Source organism: Streptomyces sp. NPDC048623 (assembly GCF_040650755.1).
Classification (GTDB): domain Bacteria; phylum Actinomycetota; class Actinomycetes; order Streptomycetales; family Streptomycetaceae; genus Streptomyces.
In genome coordinates this window covers 314,053-335,889 of the sequence record NZ_JBEZHV010000001.1, presented here as the reverse complement: position 1 = coordinate 335,889, position 21,837 = coordinate 314,053, and the positions used below count along the sequence as shown (strand labels likewise).

23 protein-coding genes are annotated in these 21,837 nt (G+C 73.1%); 13 read left to right on the top strand and 10 right to left on the bottom strand.

Annotated features, from left to right (window positions below):
• Window positions 1-81 precede the first annotated feature (81 nt).
• The 4 genes from AB0C73_RS01705 (at window position 82) to AB0C73_RS01690 (ending at window position 4,370) form a co-directional block, all read left to right on the top strand.
• A complete protein-coding gene (locus AB0C73_RS01705; RefSeq protein WP_362523863.1) occupies window positions 82-954 on the top strand; it encodes an ABC transporter ATP-binding protein in 873 nt (290 codons plus the stop codon).
• Window positions 951-2,576, top strand: a complete 1,626-nt coding sequence (locus AB0C73_RS01700) for a transporter (protein WP_362523392.1) — start codon at window positions 951-953, stop codon at window positions 2,574-2,576. The genes AB0C73_RS01705 and AB0C73_RS01700 overlap by 4 nt, the downstream gene beginning before the upstream one ends.
• 422 nt (window positions 2,577-2,998) lie before the next feature.
• Entirely contained in the window at window positions 2,999-3,484 is a 486-nt protein-coding gene (locus tag AB0C73_RS01695; RefSeq protein ID WP_362523390.1) for a subtilase-type protease inhibitor, read from the top strand.
• A gap of 157 nt (window positions 3,485-3,641) precedes the next feature.
• Window positions 3,642-4,370 carry a hypothetical protein gene (locus AB0C73_RS01690; RefSeq protein ID WP_362523388.1) on the top strand — a complete coding sequence of 243 codons (729 nt, stop codon included), beginning with the start codon at window positions 3,642-3,644 and terminating at the stop codon, window positions 4,368-4,370.
• Between the two features lie 6 nt (window positions 4,371-4,376).
• Here AB0C73_RS01690 and AB0C73_RS01685 read toward each other — a convergent pair whose 3' ends face one another.
• Window positions 4,377-4,796 (bottom strand): hypothetical protein, encoded by a 420-nt coding sequence (locus tag AB0C73_RS01685; protein WP_362523386.1) that lies wholly within the window; start codon window positions 4,794-4,796, stop codon window positions 4,377-4,379.
• Window positions 4,797-4,879: 83 nt separating this feature from the next.
• Here AB0C73_RS01685 and AB0C73_RS01680 point away from each other — a divergent pair, with 83 nt between their 5' ends.
• Both AB0C73_RS01680 and AB0C73_RS01675 read left to right on the top strand, forming a co-directional pair.
• A complete protein-coding gene (locus tag AB0C73_RS01680) occupies window positions 4,880-5,689 on the top strand; it encodes a helix-turn-helix transcriptional regulator (RefSeq protein WP_362523384.1) in 810 nt (269 codons plus the stop codon).
• The gene (locus AB0C73_RS01675; protein WP_362523382.1) at window positions 5,686-5,922 is read left to right on the top strand and encodes a DUF397 domain-containing protein; all 237 of its coding nucleotides are present in this window, start codon (window positions 5,686-5,688) and stop codon (window positions 5,920-5,922) included. The genes AB0C73_RS01680 and AB0C73_RS01675 overlap by 4 nt, the downstream gene beginning before the upstream one ends.
• A gap of 49 nt (window positions 5,923-5,971) precedes the next feature.
• Here AB0C73_RS01675 and AB0C73_RS01670 read toward each other — a convergent pair whose 3' ends face one another.
• On the bottom strand, window positions 5,972-6,322 hold the full coding sequence (locus tag AB0C73_RS01670) for a hypothetical protein (RefSeq protein ID WP_362523380.1): 351 nt from the start codon (window positions 6,320-6,322) through the stop codon (window positions 5,972-5,974).
• Window positions 6,323-6,409: 87 nt separating this feature from the next.
• Here AB0C73_RS01670 and AB0C73_RS01665 point away from each other — a divergent pair, with 87 nt between their 5' ends.
• Window positions 6,410-7,015: a TetR/AcrR family transcriptional regulator gene (locus AB0C73_RS01665; RefSeq protein ID WP_362523378.1), complete on the top strand. Its 606-nt coding sequence runs from the start codon at window positions 6,410-6,412 to the stop codon at window positions 7,013-7,015.
• A gap of 9 nt (window positions 7,016-7,024) precedes the next feature.
• Here AB0C73_RS01665 and AB0C73_RS01660 read toward each other — a convergent pair whose 3' ends face one another.
• The gene (locus AB0C73_RS01660; RefSeq protein WP_362523376.1) at window positions 7,025-7,879 is read right to left on the bottom strand and encodes an alpha/beta hydrolase; all 855 of its coding nucleotides are present in this window, start codon (window positions 7,877-7,879) and stop codon (window positions 7,025-7,027) included.
• Window positions 7,880-8,473: 594 nt separating this feature from the next.
• Window positions 8,474-9,166: a metal-dependent transcriptional regulator gene (locus tag AB0C73_RS01655; protein WP_362523374.1), complete on the bottom strand. Its 693-nt coding sequence runs from the start codon at window positions 9,164-9,166 to the stop codon at window positions 8,474-8,476.
• Window positions 9,167-9,316: 150 nt separating this feature from the next.
• Here AB0C73_RS01655 and AB0C73_RS01650 point away from each other — a divergent pair, with 150 nt between their 5' ends.
• Window positions 9,317-10,072, top strand: a complete 756-nt coding sequence (locus AB0C73_RS01650) for an SIS domain-containing protein (protein WP_362523372.1) — start codon at window positions 9,317-9,319, stop codon at window positions 10,070-10,072.
• A 53-nt stretch (window positions 10,073-10,125) separates the two neighbouring features.
• On the opposite strand, the gene AB0C73_RS01645 is transcribed toward AB0C73_RS01650, so the two are convergent.
• The gene (locus tag AB0C73_RS01645; protein WP_362523370.1) at window positions 10,126-11,463 is read right to left on the bottom strand and encodes a PAS domain-containing protein; all 1,338 of its coding nucleotides are present in this window, start codon (window positions 11,461-11,463) and stop codon (window positions 10,126-10,128) included.
• Between the two features lie 720 nt (window positions 11,464-12,183).
• Here AB0C73_RS01645 and AB0C73_RS01640 point away from each other — a divergent pair.
• From AB0C73_RS01640 to AB0C73_RS01630, 3 genes are read left to right on the top strand one after another with little or no spacing between them, the layout of a single operon-like run.
• Window positions 12,184-12,612: a DUF3995 domain-containing protein gene (locus AB0C73_RS01640; RefSeq protein ID WP_362523368.1), complete on the top strand. Its 429-nt coding sequence runs from the start codon at window positions 12,184-12,186 to the stop codon at window positions 12,610-12,612.
• A complete protein-coding gene (locus AB0C73_RS01635) occupies window positions 12,596-13,123 on the top strand; it encodes a sigma-70 family RNA polymerase sigma factor (protein ID WP_362523366.1) in 528 nt (175 codons plus the stop codon). The genes AB0C73_RS01640 and AB0C73_RS01635 overlap by 17 nt, the downstream gene beginning before the upstream one ends.
• A complete protein-coding gene (locus AB0C73_RS01630; RefSeq protein WP_362523364.1) occupies window positions 13,120-13,593 on the top strand; it encodes a hypothetical protein in 474 nt (157 codons plus the stop codon). The genes AB0C73_RS01635 and AB0C73_RS01630 overlap by 4 nt, the downstream gene beginning before the upstream one ends.
• A 58-nt stretch (window positions 13,594-13,651) precedes the next feature.
• On the opposite strand, the gene pdxH is transcribed toward AB0C73_RS01630, so the two are convergent.
• Complete coding sequence (pdxH, locus tag AB0C73_RS01625; protein WP_362523861.1) at window positions 13,652-14,326, bottom strand: pyridoxamine 5'-phosphate oxidase; 675 nt, start codon at window positions 14,324-14,326, stop codon at window positions 13,652-13,654.
• Window positions 14,327-14,693: 367 nt separating this feature from the next.
• Here pdxH and AB0C73_RS01620 point away from each other — a divergent pair, with 367 nt between their 5' ends.
• Complete coding sequence (locus tag AB0C73_RS01620) at window positions 14,694-15,794, top strand: citrate synthase 2 (protein WP_362523362.1); 1,101 nt, start codon at window positions 14,694-14,696, stop codon at window positions 15,792-15,794.
• Here AB0C73_RS01620 and AB0C73_RS01615 read toward each other — a convergent pair.
• The 4 genes from AB0C73_RS01615 to AB0C73_RS01600 all read right to left on the bottom strand — a co-directional run bounded on the left by AB0C73_RS01615 (window position 15,773) and on the right by AB0C73_RS01600 (window position 20,058).
• Complete coding sequence (locus tag AB0C73_RS01615; protein WP_362523360.1) at window positions 15,773-16,849, bottom strand: 2-oxoglutarate and iron-dependent oxygenase domain-containing protein; 1,077 nt, start codon at window positions 16,847-16,849, stop codon at window positions 15,773-15,775. The genes AB0C73_RS01620 and AB0C73_RS01615 overlap by 22 nt on opposite strands.
• Before the next feature lie 280 nt (window positions 16,850-17,129).
• Entirely contained in the window at window positions 17,130-17,651 is a 522-nt protein-coding gene (locus AB0C73_RS01610) for a TetR/AcrR family transcriptional regulator (RefSeq protein ID WP_362523859.1), read from the bottom strand.
• A gap of 98 nt (window positions 17,652-17,749) precedes the next feature.
• The gene (locus AB0C73_RS01605; protein ID WP_362523358.1) at window positions 17,750-18,472 is read right to left on the bottom strand and encodes an enoyl-CoA hydratase family protein; all 723 of its coding nucleotides are present in this window, start codon (window positions 18,470-18,472) and stop codon (window positions 17,750-17,752) included.
• The gene (locus tag AB0C73_RS01600) at window positions 18,469-20,058 is read right to left on the bottom strand and encodes a 4-coumarate--CoA ligase family protein (protein WP_362523356.1); all 1,590 of its coding nucleotides are present in this window, start codon (window positions 20,056-20,058) and stop codon (window positions 18,469-18,471) included. Before AB0C73_RS01600 ends, AB0C73_RS01605 begins: the two co-directional genes overlap by 4 nt.
• Before the next feature lie 243 nt (window positions 20,059-20,301).
• Here AB0C73_RS01600 and AB0C73_RS01595 point away from each other — a divergent pair, with 243 nt between their 5' ends.
• Window positions 20,302-21,624 carry a hypothetical protein gene (locus tag AB0C73_RS01595; protein ID WP_362523354.1) on the top strand — a complete coding sequence of 441 codons (1,323 nt, stop codon included), beginning with the start codon at window positions 20,302-20,304 and terminating at the stop codon, window positions 21,622-21,624.
• Window positions 21,625-21,837 lie beyond the last annotated feature (213 nt).

The following is a 21,837-nucleotide window of genomic DNA, read 5'->3' as shown; positions in this document are numbered from 1 at the left end:
CCTTGCCATGTGGCGCGATCGCGCTCAGCCGTAAGGTGGTTTCCGACTACACGGGGACAACCGAAGGGTTGACGCAGCATGGTGCCTGACCGGGCATACGAGGGACAGTTCGCGGGGGCGGGCGAGACGACGGGCACGACGGCGGGCGACGCACCGGGGCACGGGCACGGTGCGCCGCCCGCCGTTCAGGTCGAGGGGCTCTGGAAGCGCTTCGGACAGCAGATCGCCGTCAACGGCATCGATCTCGTCCTGCCCGCGGGCAAGTTCATCGGTCTCGTCGGCCCGAACGGCGCCGGCAAGACCACCACCCTCTCGATGATCACCGGTCTGCTGCGGCCCGACGCCGGCCGGATCCGGGTCGCCGGCCACGACGTGTGGGCCGACCCCGAGTCCGTCGCCCAGGTGAAGGCCCGGATCGGCATCCTGCCCGAGGGACTGCGGCTCTTCGAGCGCCTCTCGGGCCGTGAACTCCTCGCGTACAGCGGGCGGCTGCGCGGTCTGCCCGGCGCCGAGGTCGACAAGCGCGCGGCGCAGCTGCTCGACGTACTGGACCTGACCGGCGCGCAACACAAGCTGGTGGTCGACTACTCGACCGGTATGCGGAAGAAGATCGGTCTCGCGGCGGCGCTGCTCCACAACCCGGAAGTGCTGTTCCTGGACGAGCCGTTCGAGGGCGTCGACCCGGTGTCGGCGCAGACCATCCGCGGGGTCCTGGAGCGGTACACCTCATCCGGCGCCACCGTCGTCTTCTCCAGCCACGTCATGGAGCTGGTGGAGTCGCTGTGCGACTGGGTGGCCGTGATGGCCGCCGGCCAGATCCGCGCGCAGGGCCCGCTCGCCCAGGTGCGGGGCGAGGCGCCGTCGCTCCAGGCCGCGTTCCTGGAGCTGGTGGGCGCGAACGGGCGGGACGCGGGCGCGTCGCTGGACTGGCTGGGCGGCGGTTCGCCCCGATGACGACCCTGTCCCCCGCGGCCGAGGCTCCGTCGCTGACCTCGGTCTTCGTACGGCTCAAGCTGTCGCTCCTGAAGAACGGCCTGAAGCAGTCGGGCGGCCGCACCGCCGCCTACGTCGCGTCGATCGTCGTGGCGTTGTTCTTCGCCGCGGGCATGATGCTCGCCTTCCTGCTCCTGCGCGGCCACACCGACGCCGCCACCGTCACGGTGCTGATCGCCGGCGTCCTCGCGCTCGCCTGGACGGTCATGCCGCTGTTCGTGCCGAGCGGGGACGAGACCCTCGACCCCTCGCGCCTGACGATGCTGCCGCTGGCGCCCCAGCCGCTGGTACGGGCACTGCTCGTCGCCTCGCTCGTCGGCGTCGGCCCGGTCCTCACCCTGTGCCTGGCGACCGGCTCGGCCCTCGCGCTCGCGCACGGCGCCGCCGGGGTGGGCGCCGCCGTGCTCGCCGTACCGCTGCTCGTGGTGGGCTGCGTGGCGCTCTCGCGGGCCGTGGCCGCCGCGAACGTACGGCTCCTCACCTCGCGCAAGGGCCGCGACCTCGCCGTGCTCTCCGGCCTGGTGATCGCGGTCGGCGTGCAGGTGGTCAACTTCGGCGCCCAGCGGCTCAGTCAGTCGGGGGGCGGCCTCTCCACCCTCGAACCGGCCGCCGAGGTCGTCGGCTGGCTGCCGCCCGCGTCCGCGGTCTCCGCGATCGACGCGGCGAGCACCGGTGATTACGCGGTCGCCGCGGCCAAGCTCCTGCTCACGGCCGCCGCGCTGGCCGGGCTCCTCCGCTGGTGGCAGCGCTCGCTCGTCCGCCTGATGGTCGAGCCCGACGGCTCCACCATCGGCGCCGCCTCCGATGCCGGCGCCAAGGACAAGTCCTCCTCCGGCCTCCTCGGCCGCATCCTGCCGGGCGGGCGCACCGGCACCGTGATGGAGCGCAGCCTGCGCTACATCTGGCGCGACCCGAAGACGAAGGGCGCGTGGGTGACCTCGCTGGCGATCGGCGCGATCGTCCCGCTCTTCAACGCGATCCAGGGCACCGGCTCGCTGTACTTCGCGTGCTTCGCCTCCGGCATGCTCGGCGTGCAGATGTACAACCAGTTCGGCCAGGACACCTCCGCCTTCTGGATGGTCGCCCAGACCATCTCGACGACTGCCGACGCCTACGCCGAACTGCGGGCCCGCGCCCTCGCCCTGCTCCTGATCACGGTGCCGTACACGCTGCTCGTGCTCGTCGCCACGGCCTCCGTCCTCGGCGAGTGGGGCTCCTTCCCCGAGGCCCTCGGCACCGCGCTCGCGCTGCTCGGCGCGATGATGGCGACGGGTGCGTTCGCCTCGGCGAACTTCCCGTACTCGATCCCGCAGGACAGCGCGTACAAGAACGTCGCACCGGGCCAGGCCGGCCTCGCCTGGATCTCCATCTTCGGCGGCATGCTCTCCGCGGCGGTCCTCTGCGCCCCGGTGCTCGTCGCCAACCTCGTCCTGCACCTCACGGACCAGGAGTCGGCGCTGTGGCTGCTGCTCCCGGGCGGCGCGCTCTACGCCGCCCTGATGGTCTGGGGCGGGCTGAAGCTGGCGGCGCCGCGGGTGGCGAAGCGCCTGCCGGAGATCCTGGCGGCGGTCAGCAAGGGCTGAGTCGTACGCGGCCGCGCGTGGCGTGGGGCCCGGTCCGGAACGACGGACCGGGCCCCACGGCGTTCCGGGGGCGGCGGTTCCGGACGATCATGGGGGCGGGCGACTGGTCCAAGCCTGGACGATTACGGGATCGGTGCAGGTCAGCGGATTGTTTCGGCTTGTACGGACCGGGCGCGCGGCTCGCGCGGGCGGCGGGTCACGGCCCGGCGGCGTACCGGAACACCGCCTGCCAACTGCCCGAATGACCGTTCAGTAACCGGGCGTTGAGGGCTCGCACACACGTGCGGCCGGATTCTTGCGGCCGGATGTGCGATCACCCTCCGCGTCGACAAGACTCCGGACCGCAGCCGGCGGGCGCCGCGCCCGACCAACGCGGCCGAGCCGGCGCGCATCCCCCGATCCCCCGTGAAGGGACAGTCCCCGTGCGCTACTTCCGACCGCTCGGCGCCACCGTGTTCGCCACCGCGACCGGCCTCGCCCTGGTCACCACGGCGTTCACCGGCTCGGCCACCGCCGAACCCGTGACCGCCGCCGCCACCGCTCCCGTCACCGCCACCGCCATGACGCCCGGCCTCTACGCACCGACCGCGCTGGTCCTCACCGTCGGCAAGGGCGAGCACCCTCGCACCGCCACGACGATCCGCGCCGTCACCCTCGCCTGCACCCCGGCCCCCTCCGGCACCCACCCCGCCCCCGTCGAGGCCTGCCGCGAACTCGCCGAGGTGAAGGGCGACTTCACCCGCCTCAGCGTCGTCTCCCGCCACCGCCCCTGCACCCGCGAGTGGGACCCGGTCACGGTCACCGGCGACGGCGTCTGGCAGGGCAAGCGGGTCCGCTGGTCGGCGCGCTACGGCAACGAGTGCGAGCTGCGCGTGGCGACGGGCGAGGGCTCGGTCTTCGCGTTCTGACGGGCCTCGGCTCGCCGTCAACTCCCCCTCCGCATCGTGTACTTGGTTGAACCGAAAACGGCACGGATATGACCAGCCTCACCTTTGCCGGGTGCGACCGATCATGCGAGGATCACCCTCCGAATCCTGAAATAGGCGACGAGCAGGGGGAGTTGGCGTGCGAAGATCGGCAGCCCTGGGGGCGGTTCTGGCGGCGTTTCTGCTGGCCGGGTGTGGTGGCGGTGGTACGGACGCGGGTGCGTCGGCCGGGCCGAAGGCCTCGGCGACGACCGGCGCCGGGCAGGACGGGCAGGACGGGCAGAGCGGACAGGGCAAGCCGAAGACGGACCCCGGCAAGCCCGCGGCTCCCCCGCTCACGGACGCCCAGCTGTCCACGGCGCTCCTGAACCTCGCCGACATCAGCGGCTACATGTTCCAGGACTGGCCGGTCAGCCCCAGGGACAGCCTGAAGACGTCCCCGGCCGACTGCCAGCCGATCTACGACATCAACATCCCGAGCAAGACCCCGGCACCCAAGGCCGCCAAGGGCCAGATCGCGCTCAGCATGATGGGCGAGACCAACGGTTCCGGCTTCACCATCGTCCTGCTCTCGTACGAGCAGTCCGACGCCGAGAAGCTCCTGGGCAACCTGCGTACCGCCCTGGAGAAGTGCACGGCGTTCGAGGGCGGTGTCCCCTCCCGCACGACGGTCAAGCCCCTCAAGGCCCCGGACGCCGGCGACGAGGCGGTGGCCTTCCACCTGTCCAGCGCCGGCTCGGCGGGCAGCTACTTCACGGTCGTGCGCCGCGGCTCCACGGCGGCCCTGTTCATCACGGCTCCGTACGACAAGAAGCCGGTCGAGCCGCCGAAGGAACTCATCGACGCCCAGGTCAAGAAGCTGGGCTGAGCGGTCTCACCCGACGGCCCTGACCACCATCGCGTGGAGCAGGGCCGGTTCCACGAAGGGGTCGGTGTCGGTCGGCCGCGACCGCCAGTCGAGCGGCCACGTCACCCCGTACAACGCCGGAATCCCGACGAACGCCTCCCCACCGACGGCACCCCCGCTCCGGCCCAGCGCCCGCGCCGGCGCGGGCCACGCGCGCGCGGCGGCTGCGCCGGGCGCGAGCAGGAAGTAGTGGTACGTCGGACCGTTCGCCGCGCGGACGATCGGCCCGGCGCTGAAGTCCGTGAACTCCATGAGCCGGTACGCCACGTCCTCCCCGAGGAACCCGGCGATGCGGACGGCGTCGAAGTGGACGCCGACATGCCGGAGGGCGTGGCCGGTCGCGGGTACCCATGGGGGCATCGTGTCAAGCGACTTGCGCGAATTCATGCGGCCAGCTTGGCGGCCCGGCTGTACTTGTGACCAGCGCCACAGGACGTTTGTGGCGGACTGTGAGATCAGGGAGGTCGGGTGTGAGCAAGGCGAGCCCAGGGGCTGCGAAGGCCTTCGGAAGACTGCTGCGCTTCTACCGGGAGCGGGCGGGTGTTTCGCAGGAGAAGCTGGGGTCGGCGACCGGGTATTCCAAGTCCCAGGTGGCCATGATCGAGCGCGGCGAGCGCCGCGCGAGGGGGAACTTCGTCCCGATCGCGGACGACACGCTGGGTGCACAAGGTGCACTGATGGAAGTCGCGGAGGAGGTGCCGCTCAGCGCGGTACCGGCCTGGTTCGAGGACTACCTGGAGGAGGAAGCCAAGGCCGTCGCCATCTCCGCGTACGAGAACCGCGTCATCCCGGGGTTGCTGCAGACGCCGGAGTACGCGCGAGCGGTGTTCAACTGCGCCATCCCGCCGTGGGAGGACGGCGAGCGCGAGACCATGATCGAGGCCCGTATGGCCAGACATGCGGTGCTCCACCGCAAGCCCGCGCCGCTCGTCAGCTTCGTCCTGGAGAAGACCGTGCTCACCCGCCCCATCGGGGGTCCGCAGGTCCTCAAGGACAACCTGTTCCACATCCTTGATGTCGGCCGAATGCGGCACGTGGAGATCCAGGTCATGCCGGAGGATCTGGAAGTCCATGCCGGCCTCAGCGGCTCGTACATCATGCTGGAGACCGAGCGTCGCGAGAATCAACTCGTGTATGTCGAGGGGCAGAGCGGCAGGTACTTTCTCACTGAGCAGCCCGACTTGGGGGATGCCTTCGCTCGCTACGGCACTCTGCGAGCCCAGGCGCTCTCGTCGGAAGAATCAGCACGATGGATCGAACAGGTGGCGGACAAGCTATGAGCAACGACCTCAACTGGTTCAAGAGCAGCCACAGCGGCGAGCAGCTCGACGCCTGCGTAGAAGTTGCCGTCGCCTGGACGAAGTCCTCGTACAGCGTCGAGCAGGGCGGCGACTGCGTCGAGGTCGCCGCCTGCCCCCACGCCGTGCACGTCCGCGACTCCAAGGACACCGCCCTCCCCTCCCTCACCCTCTCCCCCGCCGCCTGGGCGGCCTTCGTCACCGCCGCCCGCTGACGCGGGCCTGGCTGAGGGTGCGGGTCCGCACCCGTACCCTCAGCCGCGCTCAGGCCGAACCGGCGCGGGTGCGCAGTTCCTGGAGGCGGCGCAGGGCGGACTGCCGTTCGCCCTGGAACCGGCCGACGCGGGCCTGGGTGAGGGCGGTCCAGTGGTCGACGGCCTCCTGGGCGTGACCGAGCGCGTCGGTGAAGCGCCCCTGGGAGGCCAGTTCGTCCCGTTCGCGGTCGGCTCGCTCGGCGTGCCGCAGCAGCGCCTGGGTGGGGTCCTCCGTGGAGGTCCCGGTGGCCTCGGCGCGGGCGGCCTGCCGGCGGCGGCGCGCGGCGCCGGCGTATCCCGCCAGGCCGATCAACCCGCCCATGATGGCCGCGGAGACAAGCTTCATCAACAGATCATCCATGGCCGCAGTATGGAGCAGGAGGCCCTCATTCTGGAGAATGTTTCTAGAAAAATGTTCGAGTTGTTCACCCCTGCCTATACTCCCTGCATGGCAAAGCAGTCCCGTGGCGAGGCCACCGTCGAACGTCTCCTGGCCGCGGCACTGGAGGTGTTCGCCACGTCCGGGCAGGCCGGGTTCACCGTCAACGCGGTGACGAAGGCGAGCGGGGTCAGCCTCGGCAGCCTGTACCACCACTTCGGCAGCTTCGACGGCCTGGCGGCGGCCCTGTACGGCCACTGTCTGCAGCAGACGTACGCGGAGGCCCTCGCCGCCCACGACCGGGCCCGGACCGCCCGGACCGGGATCCGGGCCTTCGTGACGACGTATCTGCGCTTCATCGAGGCGCACCCGGCCGTGGCCCGCTACCTGCACGGCTCGGCGTACTCCAGCTATCTGGCCGTCGACGCCGACCGGGCCCGCGGCGTCGAACCGGACCACTTCCCCCGGGTCGCCGACCACCTGAGGCGCTGGGTCGACGCGGGCGAGATCGCCCCGCTCCCCGGCCCGCTCCTGGAGGTCCTGGTCGTCGGCCCGGTCGCGGTGGCCGCGCACCGCTGGCTGGCCACCCCGGAGGACATCGACCTCGGCCAGGCGACCCGGGTCCTGTCGGACCGCATCTGGGCGTCCGTACGGGCGGACTCTCCTACGCCGTGAGGACGCCACTCACGACGTGAGGACGCCGCTCAGGAACGGGGCGACCGCGTCCCACCACGCGTCGGCGTGCTCGTAGTGGAGGAGGTGGCCCGCGTCCGGGATCTCCGCGTAGGCGCCGCGGGGGAGGACGCGGACCATCTCCTGGGCCTCGGCGCGGCCCAGTTCGCCGTCGAGGCCGCGGACGACGAGGGTGGGGCAGCGGACCTGGGCGAGGGAGTCCCAGTGGGCGTCGTGGACCCAGGTCTCGCGGGAGGTGAGCATCTGGGCGGGGTCGAAGACCGGGCCCCAGCCGCCGTCCGGCCGCTCGGTCATCACCTCGGCGAAGAAGGCGCCGCGGGCGGGGTTGGGGCGCTCCACCCACGGGTCGTCCTCGCCGAACCACCGGCGGACGGCGTCGAGCGAGGCGAACGGGGTGGGCCAGCGGCGGAACCAGTCCTGCCACTCGCGCTGCGAGGCCGCGCCGAGCGCGGAGGCGCGCATGTCGCAGATGACGAGGGCGTGGACGAGGTCGGGGTGCTCGGCGGCGAGCTGCCAGGCGGTGAGCGCGCCCATGGAGTGCCCGACGAGGGTGACCGGGCCGATGCCGAGCTGTTCGATGGCGGCGCGCGCGTCGGAGACGTACGCCTCGCGCGTGAAGGGGCCCGCGGCGGGCTTGTCGCTGGCGCCGTGGCCGCGCTGGTCGAGCGCGATCGTGCGGTGGCGCGGCGAGAGCCGGCGGGCCGCCGGGGCCCAGTGGGAGGCGCGGCCCATCAGCCCGTGAAGCAGTAACACGCCCGGCCCGGCCTGTGGCGCGGTCCGTTCCGTGAAGTCCCAGGCCGCCAGGCGTACGCCGTCGGCTCCCGTGACGTCGAGTCGTCGCACCATGCTGCTCGGCACCCCCTCTTTCCCGTGGAACTGCGCCAGACTATCGAACCTGTATTCGAAAATGCGCTTCTGCCGCTCAACACCCCACGTTCGAGTGACAGGGCTCAAGGATTGACGGCTGTGGCCGAGGGGAGATCTTCAGCGGGAGGCGGACCGCTCGGGGAAAACGGTCCGAGGGGACTGACCCTGGGAGCTCGGGGCTCCGGGTCAGCACAGGGGAGGACGGACCCCGGCGCCTGCGGGCGCCGGGGTTCTTCGTGTGGTCCCTCGTCCAGGACCTGGTCGGGCAGGACCTGCCCCGGCCCCTGCCCCGGCCCCTGGTCCGGTTGCTCGTCTCATGGGCGACGACCCTCATCGCACCAGCGTGGCACGGCGGGCGCCGCCGCGTGGCGATTCCGCCGTAAAACGGGCCCGGCGTGAACCGGGCGCGTCAACGGAGCGCGTCAACGCGCCGGGGCGGGCAGGGGGCGCGCCGGGCGCCCTCGCCGGAGATGGCGCCGGGCACCCCGCACGGGGAAGCGCCCCTCGCCGAGAAGCGCCCGCCCCTCGTACGGACACGAGAGGCGCCCCGCGTACGGAAGGGGGCGCCGGGGCTCAGCGCTTGGCGACGAAGACGTGGGCCGCGATGTCGGCGTCCAGCTCGGCCGCCTCGCCGCTGCTGCCGACCAGGACGCCGCCCGGGGACTCCGTCACCGACACCACGGAGCCGGGCTGCACGCCGGCCCGCCGCAGGGTGTACATCAGCTGGGCGTCCGTCTGGATGGGCTCGCCGATACGGCGCACGATCACCGTCTTCGCCTCGCCGCCGGCCTCCAGGTCGGCGAGGGAGACCATCGAGTCGTCCAGGAAGGACTCCGCCTCGGTCTTGTCGCCCAGCTCGTCCAGGCCCGGGATCGGGTTGCCGTACGGCGACTCCGTGGGGTGGCGCAGGAGCTCGAGGACCCGGCGCTCCACGGCCTCGCTCATCACGTGCTCCCAGCGGCAGGCCTCGGCGTGGACCTGCTCCCACTCCAGACCGATCACGTCGACCAGCAGGCACTCGGCCAGCCGGTGCTTGCGCATCACCCGGGTGGCCAGGCGGCGGCCCTCGTCCGTGAGCTCCAGGTGGCGGTCGCTGGCGACGGCCACCAGGCCGTCGCGCTCCATGCGGGCCACGGTCTGGCTCACGGTCGGACCGCTCTGGTCCAGCCGCTCGGCGATCCGGGCGCGCATGGGGACCACACCTTCCTCTTCGAGCTCAAGGATGGTGCGGAGATACATCTCCGTGGTGTCGATCAGTCCGGACATACGTGCCCCTCGATGAGTCGTGCGCTGGCCCTGCACCAATTCTTGCGCATCGCACCGACAACCGGGACGCGTCGGGGCGACGCGGTATTGACAGAGCAATGGTCCAGACCGCACGGTGATCCGCGACCACGACGAGAAGGAGCCGCCGCCATGGGCGAGAGCAAGCTGGCCGGACAGTTCTTCGACGCCGCGATCGGCCTGCTCCAGAAGGTGCGGGACGAGGACGCGACGGACATCGCCGCCGCGGGCACGGCCATCGCGGAGGCCGTCGCCGCGGGCGGCCGGCTGTTCGCGTTCGGCGCGGGGCACTCCTCGCTCGCCGCCCAGGACGTGGTGTACCGGGCCGGCGGCCTGGCCCTGATGAACCTGCTCGCCGTGCCCGGCGTCGTCGGCGTCGACGTGATGCCCGCGACCCTCGGCTCGGCCCTGGAGCGGGTCGACGGCCTGGCCGGCGCGGTCCTGGACTCCTCCCCGGCCCGGGCCGGCGACGTCCTGATCATCATCTCCCTGTCGGGCCGCAACGCCCTGCCGGTCGAGATGGCGATGAACGCGCGCGCCCTCGGCCTGACCGTGATCGGGGTGACCTCGGTCGCGTACGCCACGGAGACGAGGTCCCGGCACGTCTCGGGGACGTACCTCAAGGACCACTGCGACATCGTCCTCGACTCCAAGATCGCGATCGGCGACGCCGAGCTCACCCACGAGGCCGTCGAGGCCCCCTTCGCCCCCGCCTCGACGGTCGTCACCAGCGCCCTGATGCAGGCCACGATGGCCGCGGCCGCCGAGGAGATGGTCCGCCTCGGCATCGAGCCGCCGCTGCTGCGCTCGGGCAACGTGGACGGCGGCCACGAGTGGAACGGGCGCGTGATGACGGAGTACCGCGACCGGATCTTCTTCCGCCACTGAGGTCTTGCCGCTGAAGCGGGACAGGGCCGTACGACTCCGTCAGGTCCGGTCCGTCAGGTACGGCCCCACTCCCCCGACCCGTCGAGCGCCGCCGCCACCTGCGCGGCGACCGTCTCCGCGTAGACCGCGTCCTCGCGCGCGAAGGCGGGGCGGGACGGGGAGCGCAGGAAGGTGGCGACGCCGAAGGTGCGGGCGCGGGAGCGGAGGGGAAGGCACAGGGCGTGGGCCGCGTCGGCGGGCCAGAGGCGGTCGGTGCCGGGGGTGGTGCTGGTGCGGGTGGCGCCCGGGCGGGTCAGGGCCCGGAGGGCGGGGTGGGCCGGGCCGTAACGGAGCGGGATTCCGCCGGTGGCGACCGGTGCGACCGGGCCCGGGGCGCCGGACGGGGTGGCGAGGGCACGGACCAGGCGCCCGTCCGGGGTCGCGCGGTCCACCAGGACGTGGTCGGCGAAGCCCGCCAGGGCGAAGTCGAGCAGCACGGCGGCCGCCCGTAGCGGCTCCTCCACCTCCGCCGCCGCCGCGCTCGCCCGGTGCAGCTGGCTCCAGCGGAACCGCAGCCGGTCGGCGTCCTGCGCGGCGTGCCGGTCGTCCGTGACGTCCTGGAACAGCCAGGCCACCCCGAGCGGCACCGGCTCCGGCCCCTCCGCGAGCGGCGAGGCGAGCCGTACGAAACCGCAGCGCCAGCAGCGACGGCGCTCGCCGCGCTCACCGCGCGGGCCGCGCAGGGTCACCCACACGTCGGCCGGCTCCGCCGGGGAGCCCGCCGCCAGGACGTGCTGCAGGGCGCTCTCCAGCTCCTCCACGCCGTGGGTGAGGACCTCGCCGAGGGGACGGCCGAGCAGCGAGGCCCGCGCCGCGCCGAGCGCCCGCGCCGCGTACCCGTTGACGACGGCGGGCCGCAGGTCCACGTCGACCAGGACGACACCCCAGGCCGCGTCCGCGAACAGCGCCTCGCTCACCGCCAGCGAGCGTTCCAGGTCGATCTGTACGTGCACCTCGCTGAACGCGCAGTACACCCCCGCCGGGCTCCCGTCCGCGCCCCGCACCCCCGCCGTCTGGGTACGGACCAGGACCCGCCCGCCGTCCTTCCGCAGCAGCGCGAACTCGTGCACCTGCCGCCCCGGCGCGGTCATGGCGCGCCGCAGCCGCCCCGCGATGTCCTCGGCGTCCGCACTCCGCGCCGCCCACCCGTCGAACCCGCGCCGCCCCACCGCCTCCCCGGCTGACCAGCCGAGGATCCGCTCGGCCTCCCGGTTCCAGTGGGTGACGGTGCCGTCGGCATCCAGCGCGCACAGCGCCGCGTCCATCCCGTCGAGCAAGGCGGCGAGGAGATCGGACCCGGGCATCCCGGGCATCCTCGCCACATCGGCCGTGTCACTCGCAGAGCCACTCATGCGGGCACCCCCCTGGCCTCGTTCAACTGGGCTCATTCAACTGGAACGTGACGCAGAGCACATCGGCTTCGACGAAATCGTCGCACCACGGAAACGAACAAGGCCCCCTGCCCGAGCCCTCGTCCCGCCGGTCGACGAGCCACAGCGACCCGTCGCCCGTGCGTGCGCAAGCGGTGATCTCGTGCGCGCCACTGTGCCGGCGGGGCGTTGGTCGGGGGTCTGGACCGGCCGTGTCGCGGTCCGCAGTACCGGTCGGCACAGCGTCGCCACGCCCCTCGGCCGGTTCAACGTGTCCCACGAGAACCTGAGGCTGCTCCAGCGGGCCGACGGGTTCACCTACACCTGGCGGGATGAAGCCGGATTAATCAGTTGAGTGCCCGGGGCGGCGTTCGTATCGTGTGTGCCACGCATGAAAGGAGGTGATCCGGAAGTGATTTCTTACCGGACCAGCGAGGTGGCTGCGGGCTAAGGCCTGCCGTCGCACTCTTGTGCACCTTGGCAGACCTTCTGCCGACACCATCGCAGTCACCCGACCCGTGGGCCGCCGGTCAGTCCGGCCGGCTCCCGTCCGAACCTAGGCGGACGGGACCAAGGCCCACGGGTCGTCTGCGTTTCCGGGAGCGTCGAATGTCGTGATGCGCGTCACAGGGAACGTTCCTCGTGCTCGCCTCCTCCTTCGGGTGTCGACTCCGGGTGTCGACTTCGACCGGGGAGGTAACCGTGGTGGACAACCGCAGGGCCGCGCGAGCGGGGGCAGTACTGCTCGGGGTGCTCGCGCTCGTGCATGTGTACTGGGCGACGGGGGCCGTCTGGCCCGCGGGCGACGAGCGGGGGCTCTCGCTCGCGGTCCTGGGGAGCGTGGTCTCCTTCGGGCCCGCGGTCGTCCTGCCGCTCGCCGCGATGGAGGGTGTGGGGGCGGTGTGCGTGGGTGCGTACGCGTGGGGGCTCGCGGGCCGGTTCGCGCGGCTCGCCCAGCTGGGGACCGCCGTGTTCGCCGGCGGGCTGCTGCTGCGCGGCGCCGTCGGGGTCGTCTGGATCGTCGCCGGAAAGGACGGGGCGGGGGCTGTGTTCCCGTGGCTGAACGCGCTCGCGTACACACCGCTGTGTCTCGCACTCGGCGGGGCGGTGGCGCGTGAACTCCGGCGCTGAGCCGCGTCCGAGGGACCGGGGTGTCGCGCTCGCCCGGGCCGCCCGGCGCGGCGACACCCTCGCCCTGCACGAACTCCTCGACCACCTCGCCCCGTACGTCACGCGCGTGTGCGGACCGATCGCCCTCGACGACGGCCCCGACGCCGCCCAGGAGGCCCTGCTCGCCGTCTTCCGCTCGCTGCGCAGACTCCGCGAACCGGAGACGCTGTACGGCTGGGTGCGGACGATCGCCGTACGCGAGGCGGTACGGGTGGCGCGGCGGGCCGCCCGGGAACGGCCGGCGACGGACGTGCTCGCCGAGGTGCCGCAGCGGGGCGATCCGCAGCTGGCCGCCGACATCGGGGACGTACTCGCCCGGCTGTCCCCCGAGCACCGGGCCGTACTCGTGCTCCGGGACGTCGAGGGGCTCGACGAGGAGGCCGCCGCGGCCGTCCTCGGCATTCCCGCCGGTACCGCCAAGTCCCGGCTTCACCGGGCCCGGCAGAGCTTCCGAAAGGCGTGGTCCGCATGACGGATGACATCCCCGCTGATGTTCTCGACCCGGTGCGGCGGCTGCGCGTCATGGCCGGCGCCGTGCGCGGCGCGCGCCTCGTCGAGCGGGTGCTGCCCGCCGACCCCGCCGCCGTGTGGGCTGTCATGAGCGACCTCGAAGGCGGCTTCGACGGCTTCGGTGGCGTCCAGCCCGACATGCGGTCGGTGCGCGTGCTGCGCGTCAACGGCGACCGCGTCGAGGCCCTCGCCCGCAGCCGCTACGGGATGCGCGCCCGGCTCCACGGAGTGCTGCGGCCCGGCTGGTGCTGGCTGCAGAGCCGGTTCCTGGTGGTCGGCATGGCCGCCGCGCCGGAGGAGGGCGGCGGCACGCGGGTGGCGCTCACCGGGGGTGTACGCGTGCCCGGGCGCGCCGCGCTCGTACCGTTCGGCGCACGCCGGGAGCTGGAACGGGGGATGGCACGTCTGGCCGCCCGGTTCCCGGCACCGTGAGTCCAGGCACCGTGAGTCCAGGCACCATGAGTCCCCGTACCGTGAAGTCCGGCCCGGCTCAGGGCGAGAGCCGCTCGACCCGCCAGGACACGCCCTCGGCCCCGGATCCGGCCCCGGCCCCGGCCTCGCCCCCGGGCCCGGCCTCGGCCACGTACCGGAGCCGGTCGTGCAGGCGGTTCTCGTGGCCCTGCCAGAACTCCACCGCGTCCGGGACCACCCGGAAGCCGCCCCACTCCGGCGGCACCGGCACCTGCTCGCCCTCCGGGTAGCGGGTGTGCAGTTCCTCGTAGCGGGCGAGGAGTTCGGCGCGCGACTCGATCACCGTGGACTGCCGGCTGGCCCACGCGCCGAGCTGGGAGCCGTGCGGACGGGTGCGGAAGTACGCCACCGTCTCGTCCCGGCCGACCCGCTCGGCGCGGCCCGTGACGATGACCTGGCGGGCCAGCGGGTGCCAGGGGAAGAGCAGCGAGACATACGGGTTGGCCGCCAGCTCGCGGCCCTTGCGGGAGCCGTAGTTGGTGAAGAAGACGAAGCCGGCCTCGTCGTAGTGCTTGAGCAGCACGGTGCGGGAGGAGGGGCGGCCGTCGGGGGTCGCGGTGGAGACGATCATCGCGTTCGGCTCGTGGATCGCCGGGTTGGCGGCGGTGTCCTTGAACCAGCGGGCGAACTGTTCGACCGGCTCGGGGGCGAGGTCGTCCACGGTCAGTTCCATGGTCCGGTACACCTCGCGCATGTCGGCGGGATCGAGGGCGTCGGCCAGAGCGGCGCGGGCATGGGCCGCGTGGGGGTGTGCGGCATGCGGATGTGCGGCGTGAGGATGATCCTGGGCGTCGGTCACGGGGCCCATCCTGCCGTAGTGCCTCCCGTGGGCGGTGGCGCAGGCCCTTCTGTGGCACCCCAGTCTGCCCGGCACTCCGTGCCGCTAATCCTCCGTCGCCGGATCGGCGCAGTGTGCCGGATGTCACGCTTCCCCGCATCATCGGAACCGTACAGACTCATCCGCTGGACGCTGTTCCGTCCCGCCAATCGACCACCGGGATGATTGATCATCGATCAGATCGTCGGATGGTCATCCTTCCGCGCAGCAGAGGAGCCGCCTCATGTCTGACTTCGTACCGGGGCTCGAAGGAGTCGTCGCGTTCGAGACGGAGATCGCCGAACCCGACAAGGAGGGCGGCGCCCTCCGCTACCGCGGGGTCGACATCGAGGATCTCGTCGGTCACGTCTCCTTCGGCAACGTCTGGGGCCTGCTGGTCGACGGCGCGTTCAACCCGGGCCTGCCGGCCGCCGAGCCGTTCCCGATCCCGGTGCACTCCGGTGACATCCGGGTCGACGTGCAGTCCGCGCTCGCCATGCTCGCGCCGGTGTGGGGCCTCAAACCGCTCCTCGACATCTCCGCCGAGCGGGCGCGCGACGACCTCGCCCGCGCCGCCGTCATGGCCCTCTCGTACGTCGCGCAGTCCGCGCGCGGCCAGGGCCTGCCGATGGTGCCGCAGAGCGAGATCGACAAGGCGCAGTCCGTCGTCGAGCGATTCATGATCCGCTGGCGCGGCGAGCCGGACCCGAAGCACGTCAAGGCCGTCGACGCGTACTGGACCTCGGCCGCCGAGCACGGCATGAACGCCTCCACCTTCACCGCCCGCGTCATCGCCTCCACCGGCGCCGACGTGGCCGCGGCCCTGTCCGGCGCCGTCGGCGCGATGTCCGGCCCGCTGCACGGCGGCGCGCCGTCCCGCGTCCTCGGCATGATCGAGGAGATCGAGCGGACGGGTGACGCGACGGCGTACGTGAAGCGCGTCCTCGACAGCGGCGAGCGCCTGATGGGCTTCGGCCACCGCGTGTACCGCGCCGAGGACCCGCGCGCCCGCGTGCTGCGCCGTACGGCGCGCGAGCTCGCCGCGCCGCGCTTCGAGGTGGCGGAGGCGCTGGAGAAGGCGGCCCTGGAGGAGCTGCACAACCGGCGCCCCGACCGCGTCCTGGCGACGAACGTCGAGTTCTGGGCGGCGATCGTGCTCGACTTCGCCGAGGTCCCGGCGCACATGTTCACGTCGATGTTCACGTGCGCGCGTACGGCCGGCTGGTCGGCGCACATCCTGGAGCAGAAGCGCACGGGGCGGCTCGTCCGCCCGTCGGCCCGCTACACGGGTCCCGGCCAGCGGGACCCGCGCGAGATCGAGGGCTACTCCGACATCGCGAGCTGACCGGCACCGGATTCGCTGAGCAGGTCCGCGTGGTGGCGGGCCGCGGCGAGGGGGTGGGCACGGAGCTTGCCCTTCAGCTCGTTCCGGCCGTACTCGGCGAACAGCGGATTCGCCGGGTCGGCCGTCACGCCGGGCGCGGCGGAGGCGTGCGGGAAGTCCAGCGGGACGATCCGGGCGTCGAGCCGCGGGTTGTAGAAGAACGGGACGGAGAACCGTTCCGTCGCACCGGGCGGGGACACGACGCGGTGGTTGGTGGCGACGAGATAGCCGTTCGTCGCCACTTCGAGCAGCTCGCCGAGGTTGACGACGAACGCGCCGGGCAGCGGCGGCACGTCGTGGAAGATCCCGTCCTCCCGCAGCACCTGCAGCCCGCCGACCTGGTCCTGGAGGAGCAGGGTCAGGAACCCGTAGTCCTTGTGCGCGCCGACGCCCTGGGCGTCACCCGCGTCGCCGCTGCTGCCCGGGTAGCGGACCAGCTTGAGGTGCGGGTGGGCGCCGGGGCCGAAGGCGGCGTCGTAGAAGTCGGGGCGGGCGCCGATCGAGGCGAGCAGCTCGTGCAGCAGCCGCTCGGCGACGCCGCTGAGCCGCTCGACCCAGTTCAGCGCGGCGAGCCGCAGCTCGGGCAGCGCGCCGGGCCACTGGTTGGGCCCCTGGAGCCACCAGTACGGGGGCTCCCCCGGCCCCGGCACATGCGCCGGCCGCTCGGCCCCGATGTCCAGCTGATCCCGCCAGTCCCGCGCCCCGGCGGTCCGCTCGTCGCCGATCCGGGTGTAGCCCCGGAAGTGCGGCGAGTTGGTGGTGTCGAGCGCGAGCCGCTCCGCCTCGGGCAGCGCGAAGAACGCGTGCATGGCATCGGTCAGCGCGCGGGTCTCCGCCTCCGTCACGCCGTGCCCGACGAGCTGGAAGAAGCCCACGTCATGGGCGGCGGAATGCAGCTGCGCGTGCAGCAGCCGCCGGGCCTGGGGGCCGCGGTCGGCGGCGGAGAGGTCGACGATCGGAAGCTGGGAGGGGTACGAGGGCTTCGAGGCGACGAAGGCGTTCGAGGGGTCACTCATGGTGTGCGTCCGCAGGGGGTGTACGGCGCCCGGTACGCCGCGGGGGTGGTGCGGCGGGTCCGGGCGGTGGGTGTGGGTGTGCCGGGGTCGGTGGTGAGTCGGTGACTCAGCGGTGGCCGGGACAGCCCATGCTCGCGACGCGGAGGAAGTCCACGTGGCGGCGACGTACGAGCGAAAGCATGCGACAAGCGTACTGCGGGGCGGGGCGCGAGCGCTGTGACGCCGGTCATGGTCCCGGCGCCCCTGTAGGTCCCGGCGCCCCTGTGGACGGCTTCCGGTGTCAGCCCAGGGCCTCGTCCAGGAGCTTCGCCCACTGGGCCACCACGCGTTCGCGGCGGGCGCGGTCGTCCGTGAGGAGGGTGGCGAGGCCCAGGCCGCGGGCCATGTCGAGGAGGCCCTGGACGGATTCGCGGACGCCGGGGCGGGCCTCGTCGGCGGCGAGGAGGGTGACGGCGATGCGGTGGGACTCGCGGCCGACGCGGGCCTCGAGTTCGGTGACGCGGGGGCGGAGCTGCTCCTCGTTGGAGGCGGCGACCCAGAGGTGGAGGGCGGCGCGGAAGAGGGGGCCGGTGTAGAGGTCGACGAGGGCGGCGACGACGGCCCGGCGGTCCTGGGTGGGGATGGTGCGCAGGGCCTGGGAGCGTTCCTCCGCCACGTACTCGACCGCCGCCGTGAAGAGGTCCTCGCGGGTGGGGAAGTGGTGCTGGGCCGCGCCCCGGGACACCCCCGCGCGCTCGGCCACCACCGCGACCGTGGAGCCCGCCCAGCCGTGCTCGGCCAGGCAGGCCACCGCCGCCTCCAGGAGCCGCTGCCGGGTGGCCCGGCTCCGGTCCTGCTTGGGGCCGGAGCCAGGGCCGGAGCCGGAGCCAGGGCCGGAGCCGGAGCCAGGGCCGGAGCCGGTCACAGTCGCCACGAAGGGTCCCGTCGTTCGAGGAAGGCCGTCATCCCTTCGCGCGCCTCGGCGGAGGCGAACAGCGAGGCGGCCAGCTGCACCAGCTCCTCCGCCTCGCGTTCGAAGGTGTCCAGGACTCTAGCCGTGACCAGGCGCTTCGCCTCCCGCAGGCCCTGCGGGGAGCCCTGCCGCAGGCCGTCCAGGATCACGTCCAGGTCCGCGGCCGGCCCCGTCACCAGGCCCATCGCCCGCGCCTCCGCCGTACCGAAGCGCTCCCCCGTCAGGTAGTAGCGGGCGGCCGACCGCGCCTCCAGCTTCGGCAGAAGGGTGAGGGAGATCACCGCGGGCGCGACCCCGATCCGTACCTCCGTGAGCGCGAAGTCCGAGCCCTCCGACGCGAGGACCACGTCGCACGCGCCGAGCAGCCCCAGACCGCCCGCCCGCGCGTGCCCGTCCACCACCCCCACCACCGGCTTCGGCAGCTCCACGATCTGCCGCAGCAGGTCCACGAAGGCGTACGGGCCGGGCGGCGCCTTCAGGTCCGCGCCCGCGCTGAACGTACCCCCCGTGTGCGTCAGGACCACCGCCCGCACCCCCGGGTCCTTGCCGCACGCCGTCAGCGCGTCCGCGAGCTCGGTCACGAGCCGCGCCGAGAGCGCGTTGCGGTTGGCCGGGGAGTCCAGGGTGAGGGTGGTGACGCCCCGGTCGGATGTCGTAAGGAGCAGGCTCATGCGCGGTTCCTCAGTTCCCGGCGCAGGATCTTGCCCGACGCCGCTCGGGGCACGGTGTCGATGAACTCCACCTGCCGGATCTTCTTGTACGGGGCGACCCGCTCGGCCACGTACGCCATCACGTCCTCGCCGCTGAGCCCGGGCGCCGCGGGCTGGCGCACCACGAAGGCCTTCGGCACCTCCGTGCCGTCCCCGTCCACGACCCCGATGACGGCCGCGTCGGCGATGCCCTCGTGCGTGAGCAGCAGCGCCTCCAGCTCGGCCGGCGGCACCTGGAAGCCCTTGTACTTGATCAGTTCCTTGACCCGGTCGACGACGTACAGCCAGCCGTCCTCGTCCACCCGCCCGATGTCGCCGGTGTGCAGCCACCCGTCCTCGTCGATCATCGCCGCGGTGGCCTCCGGGCGCCCCAGATAGCCCTTCATGACCTGCGGCCCGCGGAGGGCGATCTCGCCCTCCTCGCCCGCCGCGACGTCCTTCGCCGGGTCGTCGAGCGCCACGAGCCGCATCTCGCTCGACGGCAGCAGCTTGCCGACCGTCCCCGGCGGGGGGTTCTCGGTCGAGATCGGGACGAGGTGGGAGGTCGGGGACAGCTCCGTCATGCCGTACGCCTGGAAGATCGGCGGCAGGCCGAGCCGCGCCGAACACGCCTGCGCGAGCGCCGCGTCGAGCGGGGCGGCGGAGCAGACGATGTACCGCAGGGACGACAGGTCGTAGTCGGCGACCGCCGGGTGCTTGGCGAGCGCGAGGACGATCGGCGGCGCCACGAACAGGGCGTTGATGCGGTGCTTCTCGATGGCGGCGAGGAAGGTGTCGAGCTCGAAGCGCGGCAGCACGACGACGGTGGCGCCGAGCCGCAGCGGGCCGTTCATCAGCGCCGTCAGGCCGTACGCGTGGAAGAACGGCAGTACGGCGAGGATGCGGTCGCCGGGGGCCATCGGCAGCAGCGGTTCGAGCTGGGCGAGGTTGGTGGCGATGGACGTGTGGGTGAGCATGACGCCCTTGGGGACGCCGGTGGTGCCGGAGGAGTACGGGAGGGCGGCGATGTCCGTGTCCGGGTCGATCGCGATGTGCGGCTCGGGCGCGGTGGAGGCGAGGAAGGACTGGAGGGAGCGGGTCTCGTCCCCCTCCGGCGCGGTGTCGCAGACGAGGATCTCCTCGACGCCGCCCGCGAGTTCGGCGGCGGCGCGGGCCGAGGCGAGCAGCGGCGACACCGTCACGATCCAGCGCGCGGCGGAGTCGCGGAGCTGCTTGGCGAACTCCTCCGGCGTCGCGAGCGGATGCACCGTGGTGACGGACGCCCCGGCGCGCGTCGCGGCGTAGAACGCCACCGGGAACAGCACGGTGTTGGGGCTGTGCAGGGCGAGCACGTCGCCCTTCCGCACGCCGGCCTCGGCGAGGCCCGCGGCCACGCGCCGGTGGAACGCGTCCACTTGCGCGTACGTGAGGGTGAGGGCCGCCCCGTCCCCACCGGTGCCGTCGATCAGCGCCGGCCGGTCGCCGAACTCTGCGGCGCGGCCGAGGACGGTGTCGTGGATGGGACGGGAGACGACCGGTACGTCGGCGAATTCGCTGCGGAACACCATGCGTGCGCGTCCCCTGACTCTGGGTGGTTGGTGGCGTGGCGACAGGATGGCTTGTGCGCGTGCGTTGTGGGGAGACCTGGGCAGACCTTGGCAGCAGTACGGGAAACAATCAAGCGTGCATGCATGATTCGGCTCCGCCGCGTATTGCCCTGGCGGGGCCGGTCGGCTTGTGGTTACGATCGGCGCGATGACGACTCATTCTGCTCTCAGATGGGGGGTCCCGTCCGCGCAAGGTGAGTGCTGATGCCCACTCACATCGCGAACGGTGAAACCCGTTTCCCCGCTTTCTGGCCGCGTGTGCGCGAGTTCGCCGTGCCGGCCTCCATGATCGAGACCGCGACCGCCCGTCGCCTGCGCGGCGACTGGGCCGGGGCGTGCGCCGCCGCGGGCTTCGACGTCGACCTGGACCTCAAGCACCTCGCGCGGGTCCGCGGCCGTGAACTGGCCACCCGGGTACGGGCGGACCTGCGCCACCTGGCGCCGGACCTGCTGCGCTGGCACATGCCGCGGATCGCCCCGGACGGGCTGCTGCGGCCCGGCCTCACGGTCCCGCTCGCGCGCTACGAACTCCCCGCGGGCCGACCGCCCCTGCACCTCGTGGTGCGCACGCCGCCGGCCTGGGCCGGGGGCGGGCAGCGCCTCGGGCTCGCCCTGTGGGACGGGGTGGACCCGGCCTGGGACGACGACGGCCTGCATCCGCATCCCCGGCCGAGCCGGCGCTTCCGGCTCGACCTGCACCGGCATCTGTGGGACGCCCGCCGGGCCGGTGAGCTGCGCGAACGCTCCGGGGCCGGCCGTCCGCCGCTGCCGGAGACCGAGCGCTGGGCGGCCGAGGCCCGGATCCTGCTCGCGGCCGAGGGGCGGGCGGCCGGTGCGGTGGCCGTACGGGCGGGTGAGCGGCGCCTGGTCCTCGACGTCGGCGACCTCGACGGCGACCCCAGAGGCGATCCCGACGGCGGTTCGGGCAGCCGCCTCCCGCTCCTGCCCGACGCGGCGACCTGGCTGCCACCCGACCTGGAGCTGCTGCGGGCCGGGGCCGTCTCGCCCGGGCGGCTGCACCCGCTGGTGGCGGCCGCCCTCGCACCGGGGGCCGCCCCCGCCGTACGGGTCCCGGACGACCCGAACGCGCCGCGCATCGTGGAGTGCCGCGGCGCCCGGCACCGGATCGCCCTGGTCGACGGCGTACTCGCACCGCTCGACCACGATCCGGCGCAGGTACGGCGCGAGGAGCTGTTCTTCGCGCTGTCCGGCCCCCCGCTGCCCTGCCTCCAGGCGATCGACGACGCCCACCGGCGCCCGGACTGCCTCGACGGGGTACGGGACCGGATCGCGCACGGCGACGTCGCCGGGGCGCTGGCCGTCGTCGAGGGCCTCCTCGGACCCGCGGCGGTGCTGCGGGACGGTCCTCTGCGCGGCGCGCTGCTCGGCGTGGAGGCCGAGCGTCTCGCGTACGGGCTCTACCGAGCGGGCCTCGCCGGCCCGCCGCCGCCCCGCCGCCTCTTCGACCACCGCGAGCGCCTCGATCCACACGAACGCCCGCACCCACGCCACGCCTTCAGCGTCTGAGCCGACCGGCCCCGGCATGACCGGCCTGGCTGACCTGAGCCGACGTGACCGGCCTGGCCGACCTGCCCGACCTCACCCGACCTGCCTGACCGACCTGAGCCGACCTGACCAGCCTGGCTGACCCGCCCGGCTGACCTGAGCCGACGTGACCGGCCCGACCGACCTGAGCCTGGCTGACCCGCCCGGCTGACCTGAGCCGACGTGACCGGCCCG